This is a genomic window from Cyclobacterium sp. SYSU L10401 (genome assembly GCF_010993705.1).
In the GTDB taxonomy this organism is placed as follows: Bacteria; Bacteroidota; Bacteroidia; order Cytophagales; family Cyclobacteriaceae; genus Cyclobacterium.
The window spans coordinates 1,100,279-1,124,029 of record NZ_WOFO01000001.1 but is presented as its reverse complement, the minus strand read 5'-3'; the positions used below and the strand labels follow the sequence as shown (position 1 = coordinate 1,124,029).

Genomic DNA, 23,751 nt, shown 5'->3' with positions numbered 1-23,751 from the left:
AAGAGAGGCATTAGCATGAAGTGTTTCAGCGCAATCACCGGTATTTTCCTGCATCTTCTGCTTTTGCTACCAATCGATGCACCTGCACAGCAGGCCCTGGATCTGTTTATCTGGGCCGGCCAGTCCAATGCGCAGGGATGGATGGGAGATGCTGCCAGCTACCCGGAAGCGGGACAGGAATTGGATGAATCGATTCGCTTACACTGGACATTTGTGGATCATCAAAGTTCAGGGGGAAAGTGGGGCACCATGCAAGCCCAGGCCGGAAGATTCCCCAAAGGCCATTTCGGGCCGGAGGTACGCTTTGCTCGTGAACTCAAAAAAGCAGGTTATAATCCGGCCATATTCAAGTATACCAAGGGTGCTACCGGCCTTGCTCGCGACTGGAAATCTCCCGGAGAAGGCGGTATCTATGATCGGATGATCGAAGATCTGAAGTCGGCTTTAAAACTACTGGAAGAAGAGAATTTTAAGGTCAACGTGCGAGGGTTTATCTGGATTCAGGGCGAAACTGACGCTGGTAATGAAAATACGGCTCAGGAATATGATGCTAACCTAAAGAAAATGATTACTGATTTGCGGCAGAACGTAATAAATGAGCCCAAGCTGAAAATCATTCTTGGAGTGGATGAACAGCATCCCTTCGTGAAAGAACGGTCCGTGGTGGTAGAAGCCCAAAAACGAATAGCCGCAGAAGATGCAACGATTGCCTTTACCAGCATGCTGGGCCTTCCAAAAGCAGATGCGACGCACCTTACTCCAGCAGGATTAGTGGGACATGGAAAACGAATTTTTGAGGCGTATCTATCGCTGCTTCCCGAAAATGAAAAATCACAACTCACAACCTTTCCGGGAGAAAAAACGGAATGGAATGGATTCACTTCGGACGAAGAAGCCCTGGCATACGCAGATCATCCGGTGGATAACCTCGAGGCACTGGCAGCAGCAAAGGTGCCCATTATGCACATGATTGGATTAAACGACCAGGTGGTTCCGCCGGAGGAAAACACCTTTGTCCTGGTTGATCGCTATATCAAACTCGGGGGTCCTGCAACGGTCGTCCCCTGTACCGAAGGAAAGCACGCGTTATTCGGGCATCATTTCCCCATTGAAACACCCCGACTAGGTGCCGATTTTATCAGGTACCACACGGAATTACCCAAACCTTTGCTCAATGCTGAAAGCTACCACAAGCAGCGGCAGGGTATCCGAAACAGTCGTTTAACGTTTCAGCGGGATAAAAGAGGACGGGTTGCTTTCCTCGGCGGTTCCATTACCTACAACGATGGCTGGCGGGACAGCGTCTCCAATTACCTTCAAAAGCGTTTCCCGGATACCGAATTCCAATTTATCAATGCAGGCATTCCTTCCATGGGATCCACTCCCGCTGCTTTCCGGCTTCAACGCGATGTGCTGGCTGCCGGTTCGGTCGACTTGCTGTTTGTGGAGGCCGCGGTAAACGACGCATCGAACGGCAGAAGCGCTCAGGAACAAGTCCGGGCAATGGAAGGAATAATCAGGCAGGTCCGCCGGAACGATGCCTCCACCGATATCGTCCTCATGCATTTTGTGGACCCTCCCAAGATGGAACGCTACCGTGAGGGGCAAGTGCCGGAGGTGATTGAAAATCAGGAAAAAGTAGCCGCTCACTACCATGTCCCAAGCATTAATTTAGCAAAAGAAGTAACTGAGCGTATCGACGCTGGTGAATTTTCCTGGGAAGAAGATTTTAAAAATCTCCATCCCTCACCTTTTGGGCAGGGGGTGTATTTTCGCTCCATGAAAACGTTTCTTGAGAACGCATGGGACGAAACAGGCGCAGAAGACGACAGCCGTGAACGCTACGTTTTGCCCCAACTGCTCGATCCGGCGAATTACGATAATGGAGTACTGATCGAGCCCCGCAGGGCCCGTATACGCCATGGCTGGAAGCTGCTTGCTTCCTGGGCTCCGGATGATAATGCCGGCACCCGGGCCAATTATGTGCATGTTCCCATGCTTATTGCTCAGGAGGAAGGTGCTGTACTGGAATTTGAGTTTAGCGGAAATGCGGTTGGCATAGCTGTCGCAGCCGGACCCGATGCGGGCATTATCGAATACAGAATCGACAATAATGACTGGCAAAAGCAGGATCTTTTCACCCAATGGAGCTTAAACCTACACCTACCATGGTATTATACCCTGGCGGCGGGATTGACAGACGGTGGGCATGTGCTGCAAATAAGAACGGTCGGGGAAAAGAACCCGCAAAGTAGCGGTAATGCGTGCCGGATAAGGTATTTCTTTTTGAACAAATAAATTCATCCATAAGGTAAAATGATAACAGTGGGGAAAATGACTGGATAGGAATTGGAGACCATACCGGATCCTGAAGATCCCATTATCATGGAATTTAAAGTAGCCTTTTAATTTCAACCTGCAGCACTTTTTCATTGGGGTATGAAAACATGCTGTCCATTAGCATGACGGAAATTAGGGAAACCAGCACGACAGGAAAAAAGTCAATACAGGTAGGTCATGATATGATAATGGGAAATCTGCACTATTTTTAAAGCCTTTACCCGAATCAAGCAAAATATCGTTGGAGAAAAATCAAAATTATCAATTATAACTTGGGAAAGTAATGGGTTATATTTTTAGTGTTAATACCTGTGTTTTTTTTACTTTTGTAAAGATGAAGGGTTAATTTGCCGGAATTTCCATGAAACAGTTAAGATGACAAAAAAGAGCAAAACAAATACCAAGCAGCGAATCATGGATACTGCCGTAGACCTTTTCAATAAAGATGGGGTTCAAAGCATTACCAGCAGGCATATTGCCAAAGAGATGGGTATAAGTTATGGCAACCTTGACTACCATTTTAAAAACAAGGAAGTACTTTTGCTGGCCATATACAAGCAAATGCGGGCTGAAATGTCCGATTCCTACAAGGCCGCTGATCCTGCTACAGGGAGTTTTGATCAGATCCACCGATTATTGCTTCATTTGGAATCCTTTCAATATAAATTCCGATTTTTTAACCTGGATGTTTTGGAAATTTCCCGGTCCTACCCAAAAATCAACCGGCTGCTGAAAAACACCCTAAGGATCCGGAAACAACAAATGTCAGACCTGTTTAAACGGGCGATTGAAGATGGCTATTTTATCAAAAGCACGGAAGACCACATCGAGCAACTGCTTTTGTCCATCAGGATCATTATTACTTTCTGGCTATCACAGGAGGAATTGCTTTCCAATTCCAAATCTAAAAAAAACAACAGCGGCATGTCGGACAATATTTGGAAACTACTTTTTCCTTACATGACGGAAAAAGGACAACTATTATACCAGGAGCTGGTGGACGGTTCAAGGGTGTAGTGCAAAGAAACAACTCTTTAAACCTGCTTTAAATTTAATTGAATGATTGAAGGCCCTGAAAAACAGCTGTTCTCAAGCAGTGATCTGGATAAAGGTTAATCATTCAATGCTGCCAATAAAGATTTATTCTCCTGATCAATAAAATGCAGTAGGGGATTGATCAAAGATGGCCTTCCGCAAGCACCCACAACATTTCCTCCTCTCCTTCCCCAAAGGTGATGAGTAACTGATTCTTTACAATGTTAAAATGTGTCATTTGCATCAATGCGGAATAAAGCTTTGACTCATATTCATTCACATTGGCATGAATTGATGCAATGAAAGTAGTAGCGATTTTGCCTCCACTTTGGATAGTGTTACCGGAAAGTTGGAAATCCCCGGAAAAGCCATTAACGGGACCTGCACCGGAAAAAATTTGATAGTCCACCAATTCTTCGTCCCTGGAAGCTTCCTCTGTAAAAGTGATCCTTATTCTGTCTGGTGTAACCCTACCTTCATCATTTATGTACAATTCACAGGGCGGATAGTCAGTCCATCGCAAGGTTTTGTGTCTAAAGCCTACAAAGGCCCAGGAGTTATAAATTTCGTGGTTTCCGGATTGGATGGAGTACGGAACGGGACAACCTGGGTTCTCATCTTCCATACATGCACCCGATAGTATCAAAAATGTCAAGATGATTATGGCTGTCCAGTTTTTCATAAGAAGAATTGTTTATTAATTACCACTACGAAAAATGATGTGATCTTGTCCCAGGTAACAAAAGATACATGTACCATAACCATTTCCCTTTGGTTGCATTCACCGTTTGAAAAATGAGGGGATTGGATGGGTACTTCCCGGAAGAAGTCAGGAATTCTTGTCCGCATGCGCACATTTTTGTTCGAATAGCTTTCGTGAATGAATATAAACATTACATTTTCCGCACAAATGCGGTGTTTTGGACTGGCATGGAAGTGGATTACGTTAGCTCTGGAATAGATAGGTAAATAGACCTGAAATGGCGTTTTATTTAGCGGACTAAAGCATTTACATTAGGCACCATGTGGAAAAATTACTTTAAAATCGCCTGGAGAAACATCCGCAGGAGTAAGGGATACGCATTTATAAACATTGCAGGACTGGGGATCGGCATGGCCGCTTCTATACTCATACTTATCTGGGTGCAGTTTGAGCTATCTGTCGACCGCTTTCATGAAAATTCAAATCGGATATATGCCGTCTGGAGAAATGCAACCATGCAAGGCCAGGTATCAACCTGGGACTATACACCAGCTCCCTATGCCCCAGCCATGAAAGCGCAGTTTCCCGAAGTGGAAGAAGTAGCCAGGATCACCGAATGGGACCAACAACTCTTAACCGTGGGTGAAAATAATTTCTATGAAGAGGCCACTTTTACCGACCATGGATTTTTTGAAATTTTCAGCTTTGAAGCCCTGGCAGGTGACCCAATTATTGCATTGACGGAACCGGGAAATATTGTTCTGACTGAATCCGTTGCACTTAAATTATTCGGCCAGACCTCAGCTCTGGGTAAAATAGTGACGGTAAGCAAGCAATGGGATTTTGCCGTTGGCGCAGTGATAAAGGACTTACCGGAGAATACCGCTTTCCCTTTTACAGTCTTTCTGCCTTTCAAGAAATTGGAAGCCGAGGGCTGGGCTGATGACTATTGGGGAAATAATTCCTACCGTACCTTTGCCTTGTTAAATGAGCATGCCGATCATGCTGCATTCAATCAGAAGTTTGCGGACTTCACTACCAGTAACTCCGATCTGGAAGACATTTCTGATTTTCTTTTTCCTATTCGTGATCTTCATCTTTATTCCAAATTCGAAAATGGAAAGTCTGTAGGGGGAAAAATCGAAATGATCCGGATGTTTGGCATCGTCTCCATTATTGTTTTGGTGCTTGCAGCGATTAACTTTGTGAACCTGAGTACTGCCCAAAGTGACCAACGGTCCAAAGAAGTGGGAATCCGGAAGATCTCCGGTGCAGGCAAAGGCATGCTGATTGGCCAGTTCCTCGCCGAATCTGTATTCATCGCACTCACCGCCTATTTGCTGGCCATCACCATTGTATCCCTTTCTTTTCCCTGGTTTAAGGGTTTGGTGGGCCAGGAATTGCCCAACCCGTTTACCCAACCCTACTTTTGGGGGATTTCTGCCGTTTATATTTTTGTAACAGGGATACTTGCAGGTAGCTATCCGGCATTTTTATTAAGTGCTTACCAGCCCACAGCAGTTTTTAAATCCCAAATGAGAACAAGGAGTAACCTTGGATGGAAGCCTCGGGAGGTTTTGGTGGTTTTTCAGTTTGCCGTTGTGGTCACCCTCATATCCTGTGTATGGATTGTGCAGGATCAGATGAGGTTTGTCCAAAACAGAGATTTGGGAATGGACAAGGAGAACCTGATTTTTCATCCGGTAACGCAAAGTATCAGAAAGAACAAAACGGCACTTCGTCTTGGATTGCAGGCCCTTCCGGAGGTAGCCGAGGTCAGCTATACCTTTTCTCCCTTAACCAATATTTACAGCGACACTGATGGGATGGAATGGCAAGGCAAAGACCCGGAATACAAGCCAAATATCAGTCGCATGGGAACAGATGCAAACCTGGTGAAAACAGCCGGAATGGAATTGATCGCAGGAAGGGATATTGATATTTATTCCTATGCCAGTGACAGCCTTTCGGCAATCGTCAATGAAAAAGCGGTTGAGGTGATGGGGTTTGAGGACCCCATTGGTCAGGTGGTCAAGGATGACGCCTATTCCTTTACCATTGTGGGCGTAGTAAAGGATTTTATTGTGGAATCTCCCTTTGATGAAGTGTCTCCGATCATGGTAATGGGGCCAAAGCGCGACCTGAATTTCATCCAAATCCGGTTTGAAGAAGCAGCTGATTATTTGAATTCCCTCGCCAGGGTTGAGACCGTTTTCAATAAATACAATCCCGACTCCCCTTTTGAATACCGATTTGTAGATCAGGAGCATGCCCGCAAATTCATATCCCAGGAACGTACTGCCAGGCTGACATCCTTGTTTACAGGCCTGGCCGGGATAATATCCTGTATGGGGCTTTTTGGATTGGCGACCTATATAGCAGAACGGCGAAAAAAGGAAATCTCTGTCAGGAAAGTATTGGGTGCATCAATTGGCAGCGTGGTGGCGTTGATCTCTTCAGAATTTACCAAACTGGTGCTGATCTCCGTGATCATAGGTATACCGGTTACCTGGTATTTTATGAGCGATTGGCTGGAGACATTTGCTTACAGGACTACTATTGATTGGGCCTTGTTCTTATGGACCGGTGGCTTGACGCTTTTGATTGCCTTACTGACGGTAAGCGCCCAGGCGATCAAAGCGGGGCTGGTCAATCCCGCTGAGACGCTGAAGAGCGAGTAATTGGATGTTATGATAATTTATGATCAGGAAAAATTGATCAGTGATCACATGAGTTTCCGTTCAGGTGATAAATCATATGGTGACCTTAAGATAATCAAACCAAACAAATGAACCACAACGGGAATGGCTATTGAAAAAGGGGATTGGCCAATTTACCAATGACGGATTTAAAACTGATTTCTAAAAGGTATTACTTGGGAAAAATTTGAAAAATAGAAGAACTATATTTTAAATATGCAATGCGCACTGGCCCGACAAAAAACCGAACCTGTCCTGACGGTAGTCAGTGGTCGGTCCTGAATTTTCTCAGGGGATGCGCAGGAGGCTTGTGGGAATGAAGGCTTTTTTTTTCCTGGTCAAAAAATCGGGTCAGAAAGCAAAATAAAGACAAAGCACTTCCTAACCAATATTGTTCAATAGGTCAGCAGGACTGTAAATGGGTAAATAGGGAGAGGACAATTTAATAAAACCTTGATCTAAAGTAACGATCGCATTGACTTCGTTCTCAAGCGCAATAAAATAGTGAATGGCATCTTCAATATCCTGCTGTTCTGATTTCAGGGCATTCAGAACATTTTTTTTATTGCCATCCAAAAGCTGAAATTTCAAAATAACCATCTCCAAAATCTCTTTTGCTACTGCTACCCCTTTTGCCTTCGTTAAATAATAAGCACAAATTTGAAGTATGGTTACGGTTACATAGCCCTCAACCTTTTTATTGTCAATCAGCATAAATATCTTTTCTATCGTTTCAGGCTGCAAATTTCGCTCAAGAAAAAAATCCAAAAGAACATTGGCATCAAACAGGATTTTGCTCATTGCTTTCTTTGTTTTTTGCTTTGTAGTATTCCTCATTAAAATCAAAATCCTTGGGATAATCCACCTTGGATTTAGGCAGGGTTTTCACATACTCCAACAAGGACTTATCTTCGTGAAGTCTGGTTGGCCGATTCAATAATTCTTCAAAGTGCTCTTCCACTATTTGGGATAGACTGGTATGCCTGAGATCTGCATATTTTTTCATTTTTTGGATCAGATCATTGTTTACAGTGAGGTTTAGTCGATTCTTCATAATACAAATACCTATTATGCGTATAATATTAATAAATACGTATAAAAAAGTCAATAAGTTTATTGGATTGCTTAGAAAATGCTTTGGTTTCTTTAATTTTAGTTTGACACCAACCATCCTCCTCGGTTATGTGAAGGGGACAGCTCGAAATGAAAAACCTGATATTTTTCCGCCAATTTGCCCGTCAACGGACACTTTTGCCCGTTTGGGAAATCAAAGGATCAATGAATGGGGCTTTTATGCACTTTCAGCTGGATTATCAATGGCATAGAAGTGGAATAAATAGTAATGGAATCCGATAAATCCCGGCTGAAAAAACTCCCTTCGAATAAAAGGGCTATTCCTTTTTCCTTATTTTTAACTGAATTCCGATACAGAAAGGCAGAAATAGGGAATCCTGGCCAATCCAAGGTACAGGAAAAGACCTGTAACAGGGTGTCGCAGAAAGCCTGGTTTGATCATGATGGATTTGTGGAGAAACGGGTGCAACTGAAAATTTATGCCTGAGTTAGTCAACAATCATATTTACTAATAGCATGATAAAAAATTACTTTAAAATCGCTTTTCGCTATCTCCGGCAAAACAAAATAAGCGCTATCATCCACATAGGGGGGCTAGCCATAGCCATGACTGCGGCTATTCTTATTCTTCTTTGGGGTCACAATGAGCTGCGTTTTGACAACTATCATCCGGACGCAGAGCGGATATATTTACGAGCGGATTATGATACGATTAAGTCAGCATACACCTTTAGCGGGCATTCCTCTTATCCGACCTCCGAGGCCATTCATGAAAAGGTCCCCGAAATAGAACAAATGGCCATGGCCGGAACCGGCCTGAGTAGAAAGGTTTTGGAAATCAATGGTCAGCCATTCAAAGAAACCAATGGCCTGATTGTGGGCAGGGACTGGATAGACATGTTCACCTACAAGGTTCAGCAGGGAAGTCTGGACTATTTTTTCAATAATCCGCGTTCAGTGATCCTGACCCGCTCCAAAGCGGCCAGGTATTTTGGAGACCTGCCCCCCTTAGAACAGACAATTTATATTGACTCAATCCCTTATGCCGTAGCGGCAGTCATCGAGGATATTCCAGCCAACTCCTCCTTCCAACAGGATATCCTGGTTTCAAATTCCATTTATCAGGAAAGCAAGGAGGATTTGGGTAACACCCAGTCCTGGGGCATCTTCTCTCAACTTTTGTTTATAAAGTTGTATCCTGCTGCGTCTATCGTGGAAGCAGAGCAAAAAATAGCTGAAATCATTGCCAGAAACCGGCCATCATGGATGGCGGAGTCAGCCAGGCGATCCAAATTGGTTGCATTAAGGGATTTACATTTTGAAAACGGATTACTTGATCAAATCATTCCGCACGGGAATACCCTCAACTTATGGGTCTTTTCGATTCTCGCGGTTTTACTGCTTGGAGTAGCCAGTGTTAATTTTGTCAACTTATCCATTGCCCGGATCGGTACCCGATTGAAGGAAATTGGGATTCGCAAAATCGTGGGTGCTTCAAAAAATCATTTGATTGTCCAGGTAATGGTAGAAACCTTCCTTTCCATCACCATGGCCACTGGCTTCACCTTGTTGCTGGCCTTTTTGCTGCTTCCGGATTTCAATGCCTTTGTAGAAAGAAACCTGGTAATGGACCTGCTGAATCCTCAGATTTTATGGCTGATTCTGGGAATAGTAACCCTGGTACTCCTATTAACCGGTCTCTACCCTGCTTTGGTTCTGGCTACTTTGAAGCCGGTAGCCTTGCTTAAAAACCAGGTGTTGGCAGGCCTTAGTAAACAGGGTTTCCGTAAGGCCCTGGTTACAGGCCAACTTGTTTTTTCAGTGGTGCTACTGGTGGGAATCATTACCATCCATAATCAATTTGCTTTTATTCAGCAGCAAACGGATAGTTACCAGAAGGAGCAGGTATTCAGGTTACATGTACCTTTGCCAATAGGTTTTGGATCTGGTGATGAAGAGGCGAAAAAACGCCATGCGTCTCGGGTTAGCAGTATTAAAACCAGTTTGCTTGCAAGTAACGCCATACAGTCTGTTTCGCAGGTCAATGGCACCTCAATCCTGGATGACAAAAGAAAACAACCGGTCAGTATTTCCTGGTCGGGCTATCCGGAAGCCCGGGATCCTTTTGAGGTAGTCCAGATTTGGGCGGATGAAAACTACGCCGAACTGGCCAACCTGACGCTGGCATCTGGCCGTTGGTTTGAAAACGAAAATACGTCGGACTTCAACAACTTAATCCTCAATGAAACAGCGGTTAAAGTTTTCGGCCTTCAGGAGCCCCTGGTGGGAACCTCCTTCTCCACCATGTCCTATCGGACAGGATCAGAGGAAAGCGGAACGATCATCGGAGTAGTCCAGGATTATCACCACAAAAGCTTACACGAAAAAATTGATCCAATCGTATTTTCACTTGACCCCTATGGGGCTTCATCTTATTTGGTCAAAATAAACCCAGGAAATACGCCTCAGGCACTGGACCAGGCCAAAAAAGTATGGAATGAATTTACTCCTGAGCACCCTTTTGAATACACTTTTTTGGATGAGGAATTTGACAGGTTGTACAAAGATGACCGCAGGGCTTTGTCCTTGAGTGTGGCATTTGGTGGGTTAAGTATTTTACTCTCCAGCTTAGGTCTGCTTGGAATGATTACTGTTTCCGTCCAACAGCGCACCAAGGAAATAGGCATCCGCAAAGTGATGGGGGCAAATGTTCCGGCTATCGTAGGAATCCTGAGCAAAGATCTTGTGAAATTGATTCTACTTGCTTTTGCGATAGCCTCGCCCATGGCCTGGTATGTCATGAACCATTGGCTGGAAAACTTTGCCTACAAGATTGATATGAATTGGTGGATGTTTGCGCTGGCTGGACTTGTGTCGATGGGGATTGCCCTGCTGACAGTAAGCGTCCAAACCATAAGAGCAGCTATTGCCAATCCGGTAAATGCCTTGAGAAGTGAATAATTCAACTACAAAAAACATTCACTTAATACTGCACCCCACCTCTAAAATTTGTACATTCAGGAAGGGAATCAATGATCTGTCTATGTCCAGGTTGCTAAAGTCTTCTTTCTATTTTCCTTTACAGGTCACTATCGATGACCGCGAACCAGCCCTGATGGGCGAGGAATTTCGGAAAATAGGAAACATGATCATACACCGCCAACGGCTGTTGGCAGGAGACTATCTTTTGGATGGAGACTTACTGGTAGAGCGGAAGACGATTCCAGACTTTTGCCAATCCATAAAGGATGGCCGATTGTTTCAACAGGCGAAAAAACTAAGCAACAGTTCCGTACCTTCCTGCCTGATTCTGGAAGGAAAAAGCCGGCATTTTAGAACAACGGATTTTTCCCAACAGGCCATTCAGGGACTTTTGCTATCCATTTCCCTGGGATTCAGAATCCCAATAGTGAGGACAAAAAATCCCGGAGAAACAGTGAGGGTCATGTTGCAAGGCTTTAAACAACTTACCAAAGACCGGCCGGAAGACGTGAAATTTTATCGCCGGCCTACTTCGCTGAAAAAGAAGCATACTCCGCTGCAATCGCAAAAAATCCAACTTTTGGAAAACCTTCCCGGTATCGGACCATATAAGGCAAAAAGCTTGTTGTTGGAATTCGGCAACCTCCAGAGGGTGTTTACCGCAGAGGATACGGAGCTCCGGAAGGTACCGGGATTAGGAAAAAAGACGGTGGAGCGGTTAATAGATGTTTTGAAGAAGTAGCTTGAATAGGTGAAGATCTCCCTTAAAGGGTTAGCTGGACTTTCCTATTTTCCAGGATTTAATTTATTTTTGTATTGTTTTAGAAACGCCAGGTCCTCCCGATCACGCTCCTTGTTTCTTCCCTTCACGGCAGCTTCTTTGAGCAAAATGAGATCATCCAATGCAACAATTTTGATCTCCAATCCATCAGGGCTTTTCGTCTCTGCCCTTTGATAGGCATATTTAAAATCTATTGTGTCAAGCTTTTTAAGGATTTCGATTCTTAAAGGAGGCATCCCGATTCCAATCATTTTTTCCACCAGAAACATTTCTTCTTTGAGATCGGCTTCATCTATACCAAAATCGATACAGGCTTTTAACGCCCTTTGGGCATTTTCCTCTGTGGCATGAATAAAAATATCCAAATCTCCCGTACTCCTGATATAACCATATGCTCCCATTGCAAAACCTCCGATCAAGAGGTATTCCACACCATGTTTGTTCAGGGATTCTATGAAGGATCTAAAATCCTCCGGGAAGCGGTTATTTTGATTCATCGGCTATGTAATTAATGGTCTTTTCCATGGAATGATCGTAAATATCAATCCCCGCCAGCGAGTAATTAAATGCCAGAACCTGGAAGTAGCGTGTAATGTTCTCTTCAAGAGTAGAATTGACTGCCTGCTCAACGAGCATTTCCAAATCCTTCTCTTCATCAATGTAGTAAATAGGTAATTTGGATCTATTCGCCATATTTGTCATTCAAAATTTAGCAATTGCTTCATTAAATATACAAAAAAGGATGGTTCTCCTATGTTTTTTGAAATCAGAGTAAAATCCAACTTCAAGGTATTTTATTCTCGGATGGACTAACGCTGTAATTTCAGAAAGACCAATAGAAAATCCTTGGGGATTTAACCTTCTGGAAATGCCTCGTTTCTCACCTGAACCTCCATTTGCTCCAATGCTTTTTTTAGGTTCAACCAGGTCTTGGTTTTTAGGGTGCTGGCAGCGTAAATTTTTGTTTGATAATCTTCTGTGATCAACCTCATGCGATAGGGACCTTTGCCACCGCTTTCGAATATAATCTCCTTTATGTCCCTAAAATTATACACATGCTTTTTCCAGAAAAAAAAGTGGTTTTGAACGATAAAATAGTCGTTTGACAAGCCAAAATAATACATGCTAAAGGAAAGAACAAAAAACCAGACAACACCGATCAATGCCAAAGCAATAAATACGTCATTATGGTTTGGTGGAACTACCAGCAAATACCAGAGGAAAAAACCGATGATAAACCATAAAAATGATGCCCGGAAATTGACCAAAGGATTTCCTTTAAACAGTTCCATATCCGCTTTTCGGATCCTATTAAAGTTTCGAATGCTAACAGGTTTTGGTGCTGAAGTATTGTGAATTTTCCGTTCCAGTAACATTTTTAACTCCGGACCATTGGCATACATGATGTCGAAAATATACTTCTTTTGACCATCTTTGAAGGTAAGGCAAGCTCCTTCTTCAGGAAGGGAAATACCCCAGCCAAAGGGAAATTTTCCTGTCATTTCCAAAACCGCTACCTCCTTTAAATCATAGGATTCATTGCCAAATGAAATCCTATCTTGATGCAGCCTGATAATGGGTGAATTTCTGAAATACATGATCAAAAAGAATACCCCAAACATTAGCATAAAACCACCTAATAACAACAAAAGATAATTCCCAACTTCAAAATCCGGTGTTCCCCATTTTCCGTAGAAATCCATGATGACAAAAACACCAAATCCGCCCATTAGTAAAAGCATCAGGACCAGTAAAAAATAAAATCGAAAGAAATGCCTTTTTGTTATAAAATGCTCCATGTAGAGGTTTGGGTCAATTGTGCTGCAACTAACGAATTAATCTCTATAATTACCAACTTTGCAAGTTGAAAAAAGAAATAAACAACCAACAGTTCTGATAAGAACTTTAGTCTTTGCGGCAGATGTACTACAAGGCCACATTGGCTTTTGCCCGCCAGCGAACAACAATGTGCGATAAAATAGCACAAAAAAGCCCCTTCATCCCCAAACAGCTATTTGGAGATATTTTTTTACTGGTATGGAAGTAGATATGATATATTGTAAGCCTCGCTAGGGCATTACCAGATCTTAACAAAACTTGTCGGCTAATCAGGAATGAGCTGCCTATTGTTAGTTTGGAAAAGAGATCGGGGAGGTTGAACTTGGACGGAAAAAAATCATTAGTTATTGGCGATGATAAAAAACTATTTTAAAATTGCGATTAGAAACCTGCTTAGGGACAAATCCTTCACTGCTATCAATATATTGGGGCTGGCTATTGGAATGGCCTCCTGCCTGCTTATCCTACTTTCAATAATCAGCGAGCTTGGGTACGATAGTTTTCATGACAAGGCAGACCGCATTGTCCGGGTAGTCTTTCGTGGATCCATACAGGGGGGGACGATGAATGAAGCACATGTGATGCCTCCGGTAGCAGCTGCCCTGAAGGCAGATTATCCTGAGGTAGAGCAGGCTACGCGCATCCGGAAGATGGGGAATCCTAAGGTTATTTATGAGAACAGCGCATTCCGAGACAAACCCGCTGCCTTTGCAGATGCCAATTTTTTCCAGGTGTTTACCTTTCCATTGATCCAGGGGGATCCGGATCAGGCTTTAAAAGAACCCCACACCATTGTGATTTCTGCATCTACCGCACAAACCTATTTTAAGGGGGAGAATCCGATAGGAAAAGAGCTGTTGATCGGGGATGACAGGGACCTGTTCACCATTACGGGTGTCATGGCAGATATGCCGGCCAACTCCCATTTTCATTTTGACCTTTTGGCTTCCATGGCGACCTTTCCGCAAGCCAAAAACCCTTCCTGGATGGTTTCAGAATTTTATACCTATTTGTTGCTTCAACCCGGCTATAATTACAAAAACCTGGAAGCAAAACTTCCCCAGGTAGCCGAAAAATACATGGGCCCGCAACTAGAAGAAGCCATGGGAATCAGTTACAATCAATTCAAGGAAGATGGAAACGATATCGGCATCTTCCTGCAGCCACTCACTTCCATTCATTTGCATTCTGACTTGATGGGCGAACTGGGACCGGGTGGGGATATCAGGTATGTCTACATTTCCGGGGCCATTGCCCTTTTTATGATCCTGATTGCCAGCATCAATTTCATTAACCTTTCCACAGCAAGTGCCGGCAAAAGGGCCCGGGAAGTGGGTGTTCGAAAAGTACTTGGGTCAGAAAAGCAGCAACTTGTTGGACAATTTCTTGCCGAATACACCCTATTGAGCCTTTTTGCACTATTAATAGCCATGACATTGGTAAAATTATCGCTGCCCGTATTTAATAACCTTGCAGGAAAAGACGTAGACATTCAGTATTTTTCCAACCTATGGACTGTGCCCGCCCTGCTTTTATTTGGGCTGATGGTAGGGATACTTGCCGGTATATATCCGGCATTTTTCCTCTCTACTTTCAAGCCTGTTTCCGTATTGAAAGGATCCTTTTTCCCAGGCTCAGGCAGCATGGGCAAACGGTCCTTTAGTTTGCGCAGCGGATTGGTTATATTCCAGTTCGCCGTGTCTGTAATACTGATTATAGGCACCATCGTGGTTTACAACCAACTGGAGTTTATCCAAAATAAAAACCTGGGTTACAACAAAGATCAGGTTTTGATTTTTCCAGAGGTCCGGTACCTGGGAAACAATACTGAAGTATTCCGGCAACAGCTGCTTCAGGACTCAAGAGTCGCAAGCGTAAGTATTTCCGGATACCTGCCTTCAGGGCCATCCTTCAATAATAATTTCTTTTTGTATCCGGATGGGGATGTGCGCAGGCAAGTGAAAACCTTGAGGTATGATGTAGATGCCGATTACATACCCACTCTGGGCATGGAATTGGAGGCCGGTAGAAATTTTTCGGAAGCTTTTGGATCCGAACAAACCTCCATTATTCTGAATGAGACTGCGGCCCGGGCATTGAACTGGGAAGAAGATGCCCTGGGTAAGACCCTTTCCCACCTGGACAATGAAGGGAACCAAACAAATTACCAGGTCATTGGCATTGTGAAAGACTTCCATTTCAGGTCCTTGCATGAACGCATCTTTCCATTGGTTATGGCAAAAAGTAACAGCCATGGAGCTGTCATCGCCAGGCTCAATACCGATGAGCCAGGAAGCTTACTGGAAGACATCAAATTGAAATGGAATACCCTTGCCCCAGAGGAACCCTTTGAGTACTCATTTTTGGACGAAAGGTATTACCAAACCTATCAGGCAGAACGAAGGATAGGATACATCCTGGTGGTGTTTTCAGGCTTGATCATCTTTGTTGCCTGTTTGGGTTTATTTGGGCTGGCTATGTTTACTGCAAAACAGCGCAATAAAGAGATTGGAATCCGAAAGGTTCTTGGTGCGGATGTATCCACCATTGTGAGCATGCTGTCCAGGGAATATATAAAGCTGGTACTTTTGTCAGCCTTCATTGCATTCCCAATTTCCTGGTGGCTGATGAACCAATGGCTGGAAGGCTTTGCTTACCGGATAGATATTTCCATCTGGACCTATTTGGCTGCAGGAGGATTGGTTTTACTGGTGGCCTGGTTGGCCGTTGGCAAGGAGGCCATTAAGGCTGCTTTAGCGAATCCAGTGAAATCTTTGCGTAGTGAATAGGAGAAATGCTCCGAAATGAAATAGAATAGGGCATAAAGTTTGTATAGGTAATAAAGAATGAAAACCAGGTTGGTTTTCCATTTTCAAGATTAAAATTCGTAAAGCTATGGGAATTGTAAAAATAATAGAAGTAATCGCCAGCTCTGACAAAAGCTTTGATGATGCTGTTAAGAATGCACTTAAGGAAGCTTCCAAGTCAGTAAAAAACATCAAATCTGTTTATGTCAAGCATTTCAACGCCAATGTGGAAAATAACCAAATTGTATCCTATGGAGTAAATGCCAAGATTTCATTTGAAGTAAATCAATAATAAATCCAAGACACCAAAGAAGGTATTATCTTACCTTCTTTGGTTCATTTTTTATTCCGTTTTCAAAGCATGGACTGCCTTTGAACCTGTCGCACGCAAGGCCTCCAGGGTAACAGTTATACAGGCAATGGAAAAAGGTCAGCTTGTACCGGACAAAGCCCCTTATTGCAATTTTAAAATGGTTTTTAAACATGAAAAGCCCTTCCTAAATGTGAAATTGTTCCCGGATATTTTCAGTCACCACCTTGCCATCAAAAAGATTGATAATCCGGTGGGCGTAGTTGGCATCATGGGGGGAGTGGGTGACCATGACGATGGTGGTCCCTTCATTGTTCAACTCCTCTAAAAGGCGCATCACCTCTTCCCCATTGGCGGAATCCAGGTTTCCTGTTGGCTCATCTGCCAGGATCACCGCCGGTTTGGCCACAATGGCCCGGGCAATGGCTACCCTTTGCTGCTGACCTCCCGAAAGCTGCTGGGGGAAATGGTTTTTCCGGTGCATGATATTCATCCGGGTCAATACTTCCTCCACCTTCTTTTTCCTTTCATCAGAAGGGATTTTAAGGTACAGTAGGGGCAATTCTACATTTTCAAAGCAGGTGAGTTCATCGATCAGGTTAAAACTCTGAAAAACGAATCCTATATTGCCCTTTCTGAGTTGAGACCGCTGCCGTTCTGAAAATTTGGCGACCTCTTTTTCCAGGAAGTAATACTCTCCCTCGTCGGGGTTATCCAGCAGCCCAATGATATTCAGCAGGGTAGATTTCCCACATCCGGAGGGTCCCATGATCGCGACAAACTCTCCTTTTTTGATTTCAATTTGGATATCGTCCAGGGCGGTGGTTTCTACTTCCTCGGTGGTATACCGCTTTTTCAATTGATTGGTTTTGATGATGTTTTGCATGTTTTTCAAATTATGGATTTAACCTTTGAATTGCCAATTGGTGAGGGTATTTGGGAAATATTCATATTTGTCTATTTGCTAACGGCCAAGATTCAGCACCTCATTTTTACCGAAATTTTCATAGCCACTGACAATCACTTTTTCTCCTTCAGTGAGACCTTCGATCACCTCGTAATATTCCGGATTTTTTCTGCCCAGGCGGATGTTTCTTATTTCTGCTTTTCCACTTTCTTCATCCACAACGAACACCCAATTTCCACCGGTATCCTTATAAAAACCGCCCGTAGGCAATAAATTGGCCTGTTCGCTTTCTCCAAGTTCAAGCCGGATTCTCACGGTTTGTCCCCTGCGGATGCCGGATGGGCTTGCACTGCTAAAGACCATGTCTACTTCAAACCTTCCCCCGGTCACATTAGGGTAAATTTTGTCAATTTCCATTTCGTAGGTTTCTCCAGAAAAACTAAAGGCCCCTTTCAATCCGATATTGATTCTGGGCAAATACAATTCGTCGACAGGAACCCTTGCTTTGAATTTATCGATGATATCAATTTGTCCATAACGCTCACCCGCATTGATAGACTGGCCTACCTCAATCTCTTCTGTGGTCAATTGGCCCGGAATAGGGGCCCTGACGATCAGGTTATCCAGAATGTGTCCCACTCCATTTAAGGATTGATTCATTCTTTCCTCTGAATCCCGTAACTGCTTCTTTTGAATAGACCGGGCAATGGAGTCGGCTCTATAAGAGGCATAGGTCAGCCTTTGCCTTTTCAAATTGTATTCGTATTCCTCCTTGACTTCTTCCAGTTCCCTGTCAGAAATTAGCCTTTTTTCATGCAATTCCCGAAACCTTTCGTATTGCGGTTGCAGCAGGTTAATCTGATAGTCAATTTCTGCCAGTTGGGCCTGTTGGTTGAGGTCATTTTGATCCAGGAGCAGGCGGGTTTGCCTGAGGTTATTGATTTGAAAATAAAGGTCCGTCTCCCTTTGCATCACGTCCAATTGAAGGTTTGAATTGGTCAATTTCAAAATCGTATCTCCTTTTTCTACCATGGAACCTGACTCCCGGACAATCTCCTGAATATTTCCCCGCTCGATGGCATCCAGGTAGAAAACCTCCTTCGGCTCGATGGTGCCACTGACCGGGATATAATCGGTAAACTCACCTCTTTTGACCGTGGCAATCGTAATTCTTTCCCGGTCTACATTCATACTGGATCGGGTGTCCGCAAATACCAATTGATAAATCACAAAGGCCACCAAAAGGAACCCTGTGATCAAAACACCAATTAATTGGGGGGTCCAGGTTTTTTTCTCAAGCTTTCTATCCATCTCCGGGAGCATTTTTATTTCTTTCTTACCATTGCCAATTAGCATGCCAGCCCCAAAAGCGCAGGAAATTTGCCCTGCAAGCCCTTTGCCCCAGCAAATAGCTGATTTTTTCGAACAAATTTGTCCGCCAGCGACCAAAATTGTATGAAACAGGTCATGGGTTTCTTGGGTATGGAAAAAAAAGAATTCAAAAAATAAGCTTAAATTTCAAGTATTGACCGATTTTGGGAAAAATTTGTTCGGTTGTAGCATTGCGGTACATGTTTTGGCTTTCCCAAATGACAATCAGCCATTCCTATCAAAACTTATGAAAGAGCAGAAAGCCGGTAAAATACTGATCATTGATGACAACGAAGACCTGCTGAAGGCAGCCAAAATTTTCTTGAAAAGGCATTTTGGCCAGGTAGATACAGAAACCAATCCGGGACTATTACCAATCCTGATGGTCAATGAACAATACGATGTCATCTTACTGGACATGAATTTCACCAGGGATGTCAGCAGCGGACAGGAAGGGTTTTATTGGCTGGACAGGATCCTGGAGTTGGACTCCTCTGCGGTGGTGGTTTTGATCACCGCATATGGTGATGTGACTACCGCTGTAAAAGCCATCAAAGAGGGTGCTACTGATTTTGTGCTCAAACCCTGGGAAAACGAAAAATTACTGGCTACCCTTAATGCCGCCTTGCAACTCCGCCAGTCCAAGTTGGAAATCTCTCAATTGAGGAACCAACAGCAACAATTCCTTCAGGACATGGATCAGAAATTTAAGGACATCATCGGGCAGAGCCCGGCCATGATGAAAGTATTTGAAACCATAGACCGGGTGGCAGGCACGGATGCCAATGTTTTGATATTGGGAGAAAATGGCACCGGTAAGGAACTGGTGGCCAGAGCCATTCACCGAAATTCAAAGCGACACAAGGAAGCTTTTGTGGGCGTAGACCTGGGATCCATCACCCCTACCTTGTTTGAAAGCGAACTGTTTGGTCACAAAAAAGGGGCTTTCACGGATGCCCGGGAGGATCGTTCCGGACGATTTGAACAGGCGCATAAGGGCACCCTTTTTCTGGATGAGATCGGCAACCTACCCCTGCCCCTTCAGGCCAAATTATTGGCCACGCTCCAAAACCGTGAGGTCACCCGGGTGGGTACCAACAAAGCGCTGCCTGTGAATATCCGCCTGATTTCTGCCACCAATATGGCCATCCATAACATGGTATATGACAATAGTTTCCGGCAGGACCTGCTCTACCGCATCAATACCATAGAAATCACCCTCCCCCCACTGAGAGAAAGGCTGGAAGACATCATGCCCCTGGCCAATCATTTTATCGGTATCTATGCCAAAAAATACAACAAGGATATCCGCAAAGCCGGGGAAGGGCTGATCAAAAGGATGCAAAAATATACCTGGCCTGGAAATATCCGGGAACTACAGCACAGCATAGAGCGGGCGGTCATCATGTCCAACCACAGCGTACTGCAGCCGGAAGATCTGTTCATGCAAAAACAGCTTCCTCCTGAAAAACATGAAGAAAGCATCAACCTGGACCACTATAACATAGAAGATGTGGAAAAAATACTGATCAGAAAAGCCTTGCAGAAGCACAATGGCCATATTACCCGGGCAGCAGAGGAATTGGGTCTTACCAGATCCTCCCTCTACAGAAGATTGGAACGTTATGGGCTTTAAGTCTTTTGCTTTCGGGATTGTCATCAGGGTGCTGTTGGTCATCCTGATCATACATCTGGCTATGTATTTCTATATCCGGGAAAATGCCCTCCTGCTGGGATTTGTCTTCTCCCTTATACTGGTGTTCCAAACCATCAACCTGATTGCCTATAGCAATACCACCAACAGGAAAATTACACGTTTTCTGGACTCCATCCGGTATTCAGATTTTTCCTCCTCCTTTACCAAAGACAGCAAGCTGGGCAGGTCCTTTATGGAAATGAACCTGTCCTTTAATGAGGTCATAAAAGCCTTCAAAAAAACCAGGGCCGAAAAGGAAGAGCAGATGCTTTTTTTACAGATCATGATTCAACACATCAATACAGGAATCCTATCGTTTGAAAGTGGAGGAAAAATCGGAGTAATCAATGGAGCTGCCAAACAGCTGCTTCAAATCCCACAGTTTAAAGACATTCACGATCTGGGAAAACGCTCGGAGGACTTACTTAAAATGGTCCTGGAGCTTCAGCCAGGCGGATCGTTTTCCATGAAAATCAATGCTGACCTCCACCTGAATGTGCAATCTGCTGCCTTCAAAATGGATGGGCAGAGCTGGACCTTGCTGTCTTTTCAAAATATCAGGTCAGAACTTCAGAAAAATGAATTAAAAGCCTGGCAAAACCTGACCAAAGTCCTGCGACATGAGATCATGAACTCCATGACCCCTATCGCCAGCCTTGCCAATTCACTGGGCACCATACTGGAAGAGGACCTGGAAGAAGTACCATCCGGCCTGATGATCAATAAAGACAGTTTCCTGGACCTGTCAGAGGGATTGGAAACCATTTCTAAACGGAGTAGCGGCCTGGTGGATTTTGTAAACGCTTATCGTGATTACACGAATATCCCTAACCCGCATCCCAAGAGACTTCGGGTTAGCAAGCTCTTCGAGAATATTTGTATACTCATGAAAGAGGAGCTCGCAAAGTCGGAATTGATCCTAAAATCCAGTATTCAACCTCCGGGCCTGGAAATCATTGCAGATAAGGAAATGATTCAGATGATCCTGATCAACCTGATCAAAAATGCCAGTGAAGCCATGGAAAAAGCCACCAACAGGACCATCCAACTTACTGCCTGCTCTGACCAGCACGGACATCCCTTTATACAAATTACTGACCATGGGGATGGAATAGTCGCCGAAGCCCTGGAACGCATATTCGTCCCCTTCTATACCACCAAAAAAACGGGTAGCGGCATTGGACTGGCCATCTCCCGACAAATCATGAACCTGCACCAGGGAAGTCTGGAGGTAACCTCAGTACCTGGTGAAAGGACTACATTTACTTTGTTGTTTGGAACTTCCGGGGGTCTGTCAAAAATTTAAGGCGCAGGGAAGCGATCTATCTATAACCAGAACTATTTTTTTCCCTTTTCGGTTGAATAAGTTGGAATATAAAATTAAAAATCTAAATTATTATGGATATAACTAAAAAAGCCAAAGAGGAATTGGAAAATCGTCTTGATAAAATTGAGGAATTCATCGCATCAAATGGCCTTGGTTCAACCTATCTGAAGAAGGCAAGAAAAACCCAAAGAGACATCAACCTGGCCCTTGTTCTAAGCGGAGTGGTTACCATCGCAGGCATTGCCTTATGGATGACCATCAAAAATAACAAAGACTGAATCAAGTACAGGCTCCATGTTTTTCAATGGTCAAACCTAAGAAGCTACACCTCACTTTAAAGCTAACGGATTTGATAATTGGCAATGGTTATTTCCCCTTCAACATGAAACCGCAGTTTGTTTACCTATAATAGAAAAAACGTGGTAATGTGTTCCTTTAAAAAAAGTCCAGGTCAGAAGAGTGGATGTTAAAAGAGATCAAATAGCATGAAGTTTGAATAAAAACTGGTCGTCGGGTCTGCAAAACAAATGGCCAGTCCCTAATTTTAGTAACTTACAGAAGCCTCCCCCATGGCGTAATCCATTATGATCTCCTGAAAGTAAAGGGTATACCTGGCTTGCACATGGTCGGATTGGGCAGTGACCCATTGCTGATTGGCCTGTGCCAGATCCACAAAATTGCTTACGCCTAAGCGGAATCTTTCTGCAATGGCCTCTCTGGCCTGTGCTGCTGCTTTGAGTTGCAATGCAGTGGATGCCTGCCTTTGTAAGGCCCCTTTATAATTTTCAAGGGCCAACTTTACTTCCTGCGAAATTTTCCTTTCCAGGGCTTTACTTTCCAGTTTCTGGTTCATCCTATTGACCCTTGCACGGGTAATGGCTGCCTGGTTGTCAAAATTATTAAAAATGGGGATGCTCAGGTTCAAGCCAAAAATCCGCTGGGGGTAAACAGTCAACAGCTGATCCCTGATGGTCCTTTCATCCAGAGAGGTGAAAAAGGTATTGTAATTGAAAAATGCAAACAACTGCGGATACCTGGATCCTTTTGCCGCTACCAACAGCCTTTGGTTTCCCTGCTCCAGCAACTGCTGTTCCCTAAAATCCTTCCTCTGCTGTAAAGCCTGCTCATAAAGTGCTTGCAAATCCATGACCAACCATTCATTCCTGGTTTGCTTCAAATCAACAGCCTGGAGTCTGGGTAAAATATTGGGTTCCAGTTGCAGGGTTTCGGCCAGGGTCCATAAGTCTGTTTCCCATTGAATCCTCGCATTTAATACTACTGTTTCCAATCTGGCTACCTCCGATTGTTGGTTGTACTGGTCCGATAGGGTGCGGAGACCGGCTTCCACAAAACCTTCAATTTGTTCCAACTGCTTTTTTTGGTTTTGGAGATTTTCACTGGCAATGGCGTGCAACTGCTCATCCAGTAATACCTGCAGGTATTGCTGTGCGATGGTAAATTTGACATCTTCCTGAGCCCTGCCCAGGGCAAATTCCCCCGCCTCCTCAAAATACCTGGATGCCCTGGATTCATTTACCCGTTGAAAGCCGGCGAATACCGGCACCTGGGAATTGAGTCCGGAAGATATCCTGTCATTGATTTGGTTGGTTACGATCAGCTCGCCTTCCACCTGCTGAAATTGCTGGCCTACCTGCCTGCCGATACTGTTATTGATATTGAGCGATGGCAGCTGCCTCAAGCGGGCATTGAGGCTATTCATGCGGAGCACCTGCTGTTGGTTTTCCAAAACTTTCAGATCCATCTGCTGCTCCAATCCGATGGCCACTGCCTCCTCGAACGAAAGGGGAATGGTATCCTGTGCCAAGGTTTGAACGCAGGCAAGTAGGATCATCATCGGGAAAATCATCAATTTTTTCATA

General features: G+C 44.1%; 21 protein-coding genes. 12 read left to right on the top strand and 9 right to left on the bottom strand.

All coding sequences use genetic code 11. The features are described from left to right. Nucleotides 1–15: 15 nt before the first annotated feature. Nucleotides 16–2,298, top strand: coding sequence for a sialate O-acetylesterase (locus GL182_RS04725; protein ID WP_163378391.1), 2,283 nt, complete (start codon nucleotides 16–18; stop codon nucleotides 2,296–2,298). 417 nt (nucleotides 2,299–2,715) lie between these two features. Next, nucleotides 2,716–3,357, top strand: a complete 642-nt coding sequence (locus GL182_RS04720) for a TetR/AcrR family transcriptional regulator (protein WP_163378390.1) — start codon at nucleotides 2,716–2,718, stop codon at nucleotides 3,355–3,357. A 160-nt stretch (nucleotides 3,358–3,517) separates the two neighbouring features. Here GL182_RS04720 and GL182_RS04715 read toward each other — a convergent pair whose 3' ends face one another. After that, on the bottom strand, nucleotides 3,518–4,057 hold the full coding sequence (locus GL182_RS04715) for an META domain-containing protein (protein ID WP_163378389.1): 540 nt from the start codon (nucleotides 4,055–4,057) through the stop codon (nucleotides 3,518–3,520). A 341-nt stretch (nucleotides 4,058–4,398) separates the two neighbouring features. Here GL182_RS04715 and GL182_RS04710 point away from each other — a divergent pair, with 341 nt between their 5' ends. Continuing rightward, nucleotides 4,399–6,759, top strand: a complete 2,361-nt coding sequence (locus GL182_RS04710) for an ABC transporter permease (protein WP_163378388.1) — start codon at nucleotides 4,399–4,401, stop codon at nucleotides 6,757–6,759. Between the two features lie 399 nt (nucleotides 6,760–7,158). Here the strand turns inward: GL182_RS04710 and GL182_RS04705 are convergent, their stop codons facing one another. Then, a complete protein-coding gene (locus tag GL182_RS04705) occupies nucleotides 7,159–7,578 on the bottom strand; it encodes a type II toxin-antitoxin system VapC family toxin (RefSeq protein ID WP_163378387.1) in 420 nt (139 codons plus the stop codon). Further along, entirely contained in the window at nucleotides 7,559–7,831 is a 273-nt protein-coding gene (locus tag GL182_RS04700; RefSeq protein ID WP_163378386.1) for a DUF6364 family protein, read from the bottom strand. The genes GL182_RS04705 and GL182_RS04700 overlap by 20 nt, the downstream gene beginning before the upstream one ends. 16 nt (nucleotides 7,832–7,847) lie before the next feature. Between GL182_RS04700 and GL182_RS04695 the strand changes: the two genes are divergently transcribed. The 4 genes from GL182_RS04695 to GL182_RS04680 all read left to right on the top strand — a co-directional run bounded on the left by GL182_RS04695 (nucleotide 7,848) and on the right by GL182_RS04680 (nucleotide 11,575). After that, on the top strand, nucleotides 7,848–8,102 hold the full coding sequence (locus tag GL182_RS04695; protein ID WP_163378385.1) for a hypothetical protein: 255 nt from the start codon (nucleotides 7,848–7,850) through the stop codon (nucleotides 8,100–8,102). Nucleotides 8,103–8,119: 17 nt separating this feature from the next. After that, nucleotides 8,120–8,338, top strand: coding sequence for a hypothetical protein (locus GL182_RS04690; RefSeq protein ID WP_163378384.1), 219 nt, complete (start codon nucleotides 8,120–8,122; stop codon nucleotides 8,336–8,338). A 29-nt stretch (nucleotides 8,339–8,367) separates the two neighbouring features. Continuing rightward, a complete protein-coding gene (locus tag GL182_RS04685) occupies nucleotides 8,368–10,812 on the top strand; it encodes an ABC transporter permease (protein ID WP_163378383.1) in 2,445 nt (814 codons plus the stop codon). 82 nt (nucleotides 10,813–10,894) lie between these two features. Next, nucleotides 10,895–11,575 carry an ERCC4 domain-containing protein gene (locus tag GL182_RS04680; RefSeq protein ID WP_163378382.1) on the top strand — a complete coding sequence of 227 codons (681 nt, stop codon included), beginning with the start codon at nucleotides 10,895–10,897 and terminating at the stop codon, nucleotides 11,573–11,575. A 44-nt stretch (nucleotides 11,576–11,619) separates the two neighbouring features. Here the strand turns inward: GL182_RS04680 and GL182_RS04675 are convergent, their stop codons facing one another. The 3 genes from GL182_RS04675 to GL182_RS04665 form a co-directional block, all read right to left on the bottom strand. Further along, a complete protein-coding gene (locus GL182_RS04675; protein ID WP_163378381.1) occupies nucleotides 11,620–12,111 on the bottom strand; it encodes a nucleotidyltransferase in 492 nt (163 codons plus the stop codon). Beyond that, on the bottom strand, nucleotides 12,098–12,307 hold the full coding sequence (locus tag GL182_RS04670) for a hypothetical protein (protein ID WP_163378380.1): 210 nt from the start codon (nucleotides 12,305–12,307) through the stop codon (nucleotides 12,098–12,100). Before GL182_RS04670 ends, GL182_RS04675 begins: the two co-directional genes overlap by 14 nt. A gap of 161 nt (nucleotides 12,308–12,468) precedes the next feature. Beyond that, nucleotides 12,469–13,413, bottom strand: coding sequence for a hypothetical protein (locus GL182_RS04665; RefSeq protein ID WP_163378379.1), 945 nt, complete (start codon nucleotides 13,411–13,413; stop codon nucleotides 12,469–12,471). Between the two features lie 393 nt (nucleotides 13,414–13,806). Here GL182_RS04665 and GL182_RS04660 point away from each other — a divergent pair, with 393 nt between their 5' ends. Then, on the top strand, nucleotides 13,807–16,242 hold the full coding sequence (locus tag GL182_RS04660) for an ABC transporter permease (RefSeq protein ID WP_163378378.1): 2,436 nt from the start codon (nucleotides 13,807–13,809) through the stop codon (nucleotides 16,240–16,242). Nucleotides 16,243–16,348: 106 nt separating this feature from the next. Then, nucleotides 16,349–16,552, top strand: coding sequence for a dodecin family protein (locus GL182_RS04655; RefSeq protein ID WP_163378377.1), 204 nt, complete (start codon nucleotides 16,349–16,351; stop codon nucleotides 16,550–16,552). Between the two features lie 205 nt (nucleotides 16,553–16,757). Here GL182_RS04655 and GL182_RS04650 read toward each other — a convergent pair whose 3' ends face one another. Both GL182_RS04650 and GL182_RS04645 read right to left on the bottom strand, forming a co-directional pair. After that, entirely contained in the window at nucleotides 16,758–17,456 is a 699-nt protein-coding gene (locus GL182_RS04650) for an ABC transporter ATP-binding protein (protein ID WP_163378376.1), read from the bottom strand. A gap of 78 nt (nucleotides 17,457–17,534) precedes the next feature. Further along, the gene (locus GL182_RS04645; protein WP_163378375.1) at nucleotides 17,535–18,788 is read right to left on the bottom strand and encodes an efflux RND transporter periplasmic adaptor subunit; all 1,254 of its coding nucleotides are present in this window, start codon (nucleotides 18,786–18,788) and stop codon (nucleotides 17,535–17,537) included. Nucleotides 18,789–19,095: 307 nt separating this feature from the next. On the opposite strand from GL182_RS04645, the gene GL182_RS04640 reads away from it, so the two are divergent. The 3 genes from GL182_RS04640 to GL182_RS04630 all read left to right on the top strand — a co-directional run bounded on the left by GL182_RS04640 (nucleotide 19,096) and on the right by GL182_RS04630 (nucleotide 22,149). Continuing rightward, entirely contained in the window at nucleotides 19,096–20,484 is a 1,389-nt protein-coding gene (locus tag GL182_RS04640) for a sigma-54-dependent transcriptional regulator (RefSeq protein ID WP_163378374.1), read from the top strand. After that, nucleotides 20,402–21,850 (top strand): sensor histidine kinase, encoded by a 1,449-nt coding sequence (locus GL182_RS04635; protein WP_240469582.1) that lies wholly within the window; start codon nucleotides 20,402–20,404, stop codon nucleotides 21,848–21,850. Before GL182_RS04640 ends, GL182_RS04635 begins: the two co-directional genes overlap by 83 nt. 92 nt (nucleotides 21,851–21,942) lie before the next feature. Continuing rightward, on the top strand, nucleotides 21,943–22,149 hold the full coding sequence (locus GL182_RS04630; protein WP_163378373.1) for a hypothetical protein: 207 nt from the start codon (nucleotides 21,943–21,945) through the stop codon (nucleotides 22,147–22,149). 266 nt (nucleotides 22,150–22,415) lie between these two features. Here GL182_RS04630 and GL182_RS04625 read toward each other — a convergent pair whose 3' ends face one another. Beyond that, nucleotides 22,416–23,750 (bottom strand): TolC family protein, encoded by a 1,335-nt coding sequence (locus GL182_RS04625; RefSeq protein WP_163378372.1) that lies wholly within the window; start codon nucleotides 23,748–23,750, stop codon nucleotides 22,416–22,418. Nucleotide 23,751 lies beyond the last annotated feature (1 nt).

Excerpts from the sequence above, each read along its gene's own strand:
- GL182_RS04725 (WP_163378391.1), top strand. The coding sequence starts at position 16 with ATGAAGTGTTTCAGCGCAATCACCGGTATTTTCCTGCATCTTCTGCTT.
- GL182_RS04720 (WP_163378390.1), top strand. The coding sequence starts at position 2,716 with ATGACAAAAAAGAGCAAAACAAATACCAAGCAGCGAATCATGGATACT.
- GL182_RS04715 (WP_163378389.1), bottom strand. The coding sequence starts at position 4,057 with ATGAAAAACTGGACAGCCATAATCATCTTGACATTTTTGATACTATCG.
- GL182_RS04710 (WP_163378388.1), top strand. The coding sequence starts at position 4,399 with ATGTGGAAAAATTACTTTAAAATCGCCTGGAGAAACATCCGCAGGAGT.
- GL182_RS04705 (WP_163378387.1), bottom strand. The coding sequence starts at position 7,578 with ATGAGCAAAATCCTGTTTGATGCCAATGTTCTTTTGGATTTTTTTCTT.
- GL182_RS04700 (WP_163378386.1), bottom strand. The coding sequence starts at position 7,831 with ATGAAGAATCGACTAAACCTCACTGTAAACAATGATCTGATCCAAAAA.
- GL182_RS04695 (WP_163378385.1), top strand. The coding sequence starts at position 7,848 with ATGCGTATAATATTAATAAATACGTATAAAAAAGTCAATAAGTTTATT.
- GL182_RS04690 (WP_163378384.1), top strand. The coding sequence starts at position 8,120 with ATGGAATCCGATAAATCCCGGCTGAAAAAACTCCCTTCGAATAAAAGG.
- GL182_RS04685 (WP_163378383.1), top strand. The coding sequence starts at position 8,368 with ATGATAAAAAATTACTTTAAAATCGCTTTTCGCTATCTCCGGCAAAAC.
- GL182_RS04680 (WP_163378382.1), top strand. The coding sequence starts at position 10,895 with ATGTCCAGGTTGCTAAAGTCTTCTTTCTATTTTCCTTTACAGGTCACT.
- GL182_RS04675 (WP_163378381.1), bottom strand. The coding sequence starts at position 12,111 with ATGAATCAAAATAACCGCTTCCCGGAGGATTTTAGATCCTTCATAGAA.
- GL182_RS04670 (WP_163378380.1), bottom strand. The coding sequence starts at position 12,307 with ATGGCGAATAGATCCAAATTACCTATTTACTACATTGATGAAGAGAAG.
- GL182_RS04665 (WP_163378379.1), bottom strand. The coding sequence starts at position 13,413 with ATGGAGCATTTTATAACAAAAAGGCATTTCTTTCGATTTTATTTTTTA.
- GL182_RS04660 (WP_163378378.1), top strand. The coding sequence starts at position 13,807 with ATGATAAAAAACTATTTTAAAATTGCGATTAGAAACCTGCTTAGGGAC.
- GL182_RS04655 (WP_163378377.1), top strand. The coding sequence starts at position 16,349 with ATGGGAATTGTAAAAATAATAGAAGTAATCGCCAGCTCTGACAAAAGC.
- GL182_RS04650 (WP_163378376.1), bottom strand. The coding sequence starts at position 17,456 with ATGCAAAACATCATCAAAACCAATCAATTGAAAAAGCGGTATACCACC.
- GL182_RS04645 (WP_163378375.1), bottom strand. The coding sequence starts at position 18,788 with ATGGATAGAAAGCTTGAGAAAAAAACCTGGACCCCCCAATTAATTGGT.
- GL182_RS04640 (WP_163378374.1), top strand. The coding sequence starts at position 19,096 with ATGAAAGAGCAGAAAGCCGGTAAAATACTGATCATTGATGACAACGAA.
- GL182_RS04635 (WP_240469582.1), top strand. The coding sequence starts at position 20,402 with ATGGCCATATTACCCGGGCAGCAGAGGAATTGGGTCTTACCAGATCCT.
- GL182_RS04630 (WP_163378373.1), top strand. The coding sequence starts at position 21,943 with ATGGATATAACTAAAAAAGCCAAAGAGGAATTGGAAAATCGTCTTGAT.
- GL182_RS04625 (WP_163378372.1), bottom strand. The coding sequence starts at position 23,750 with ATGAAAAAATTGATGATTTTCCCGATGATGATCCTACTTGCCTGCGTT.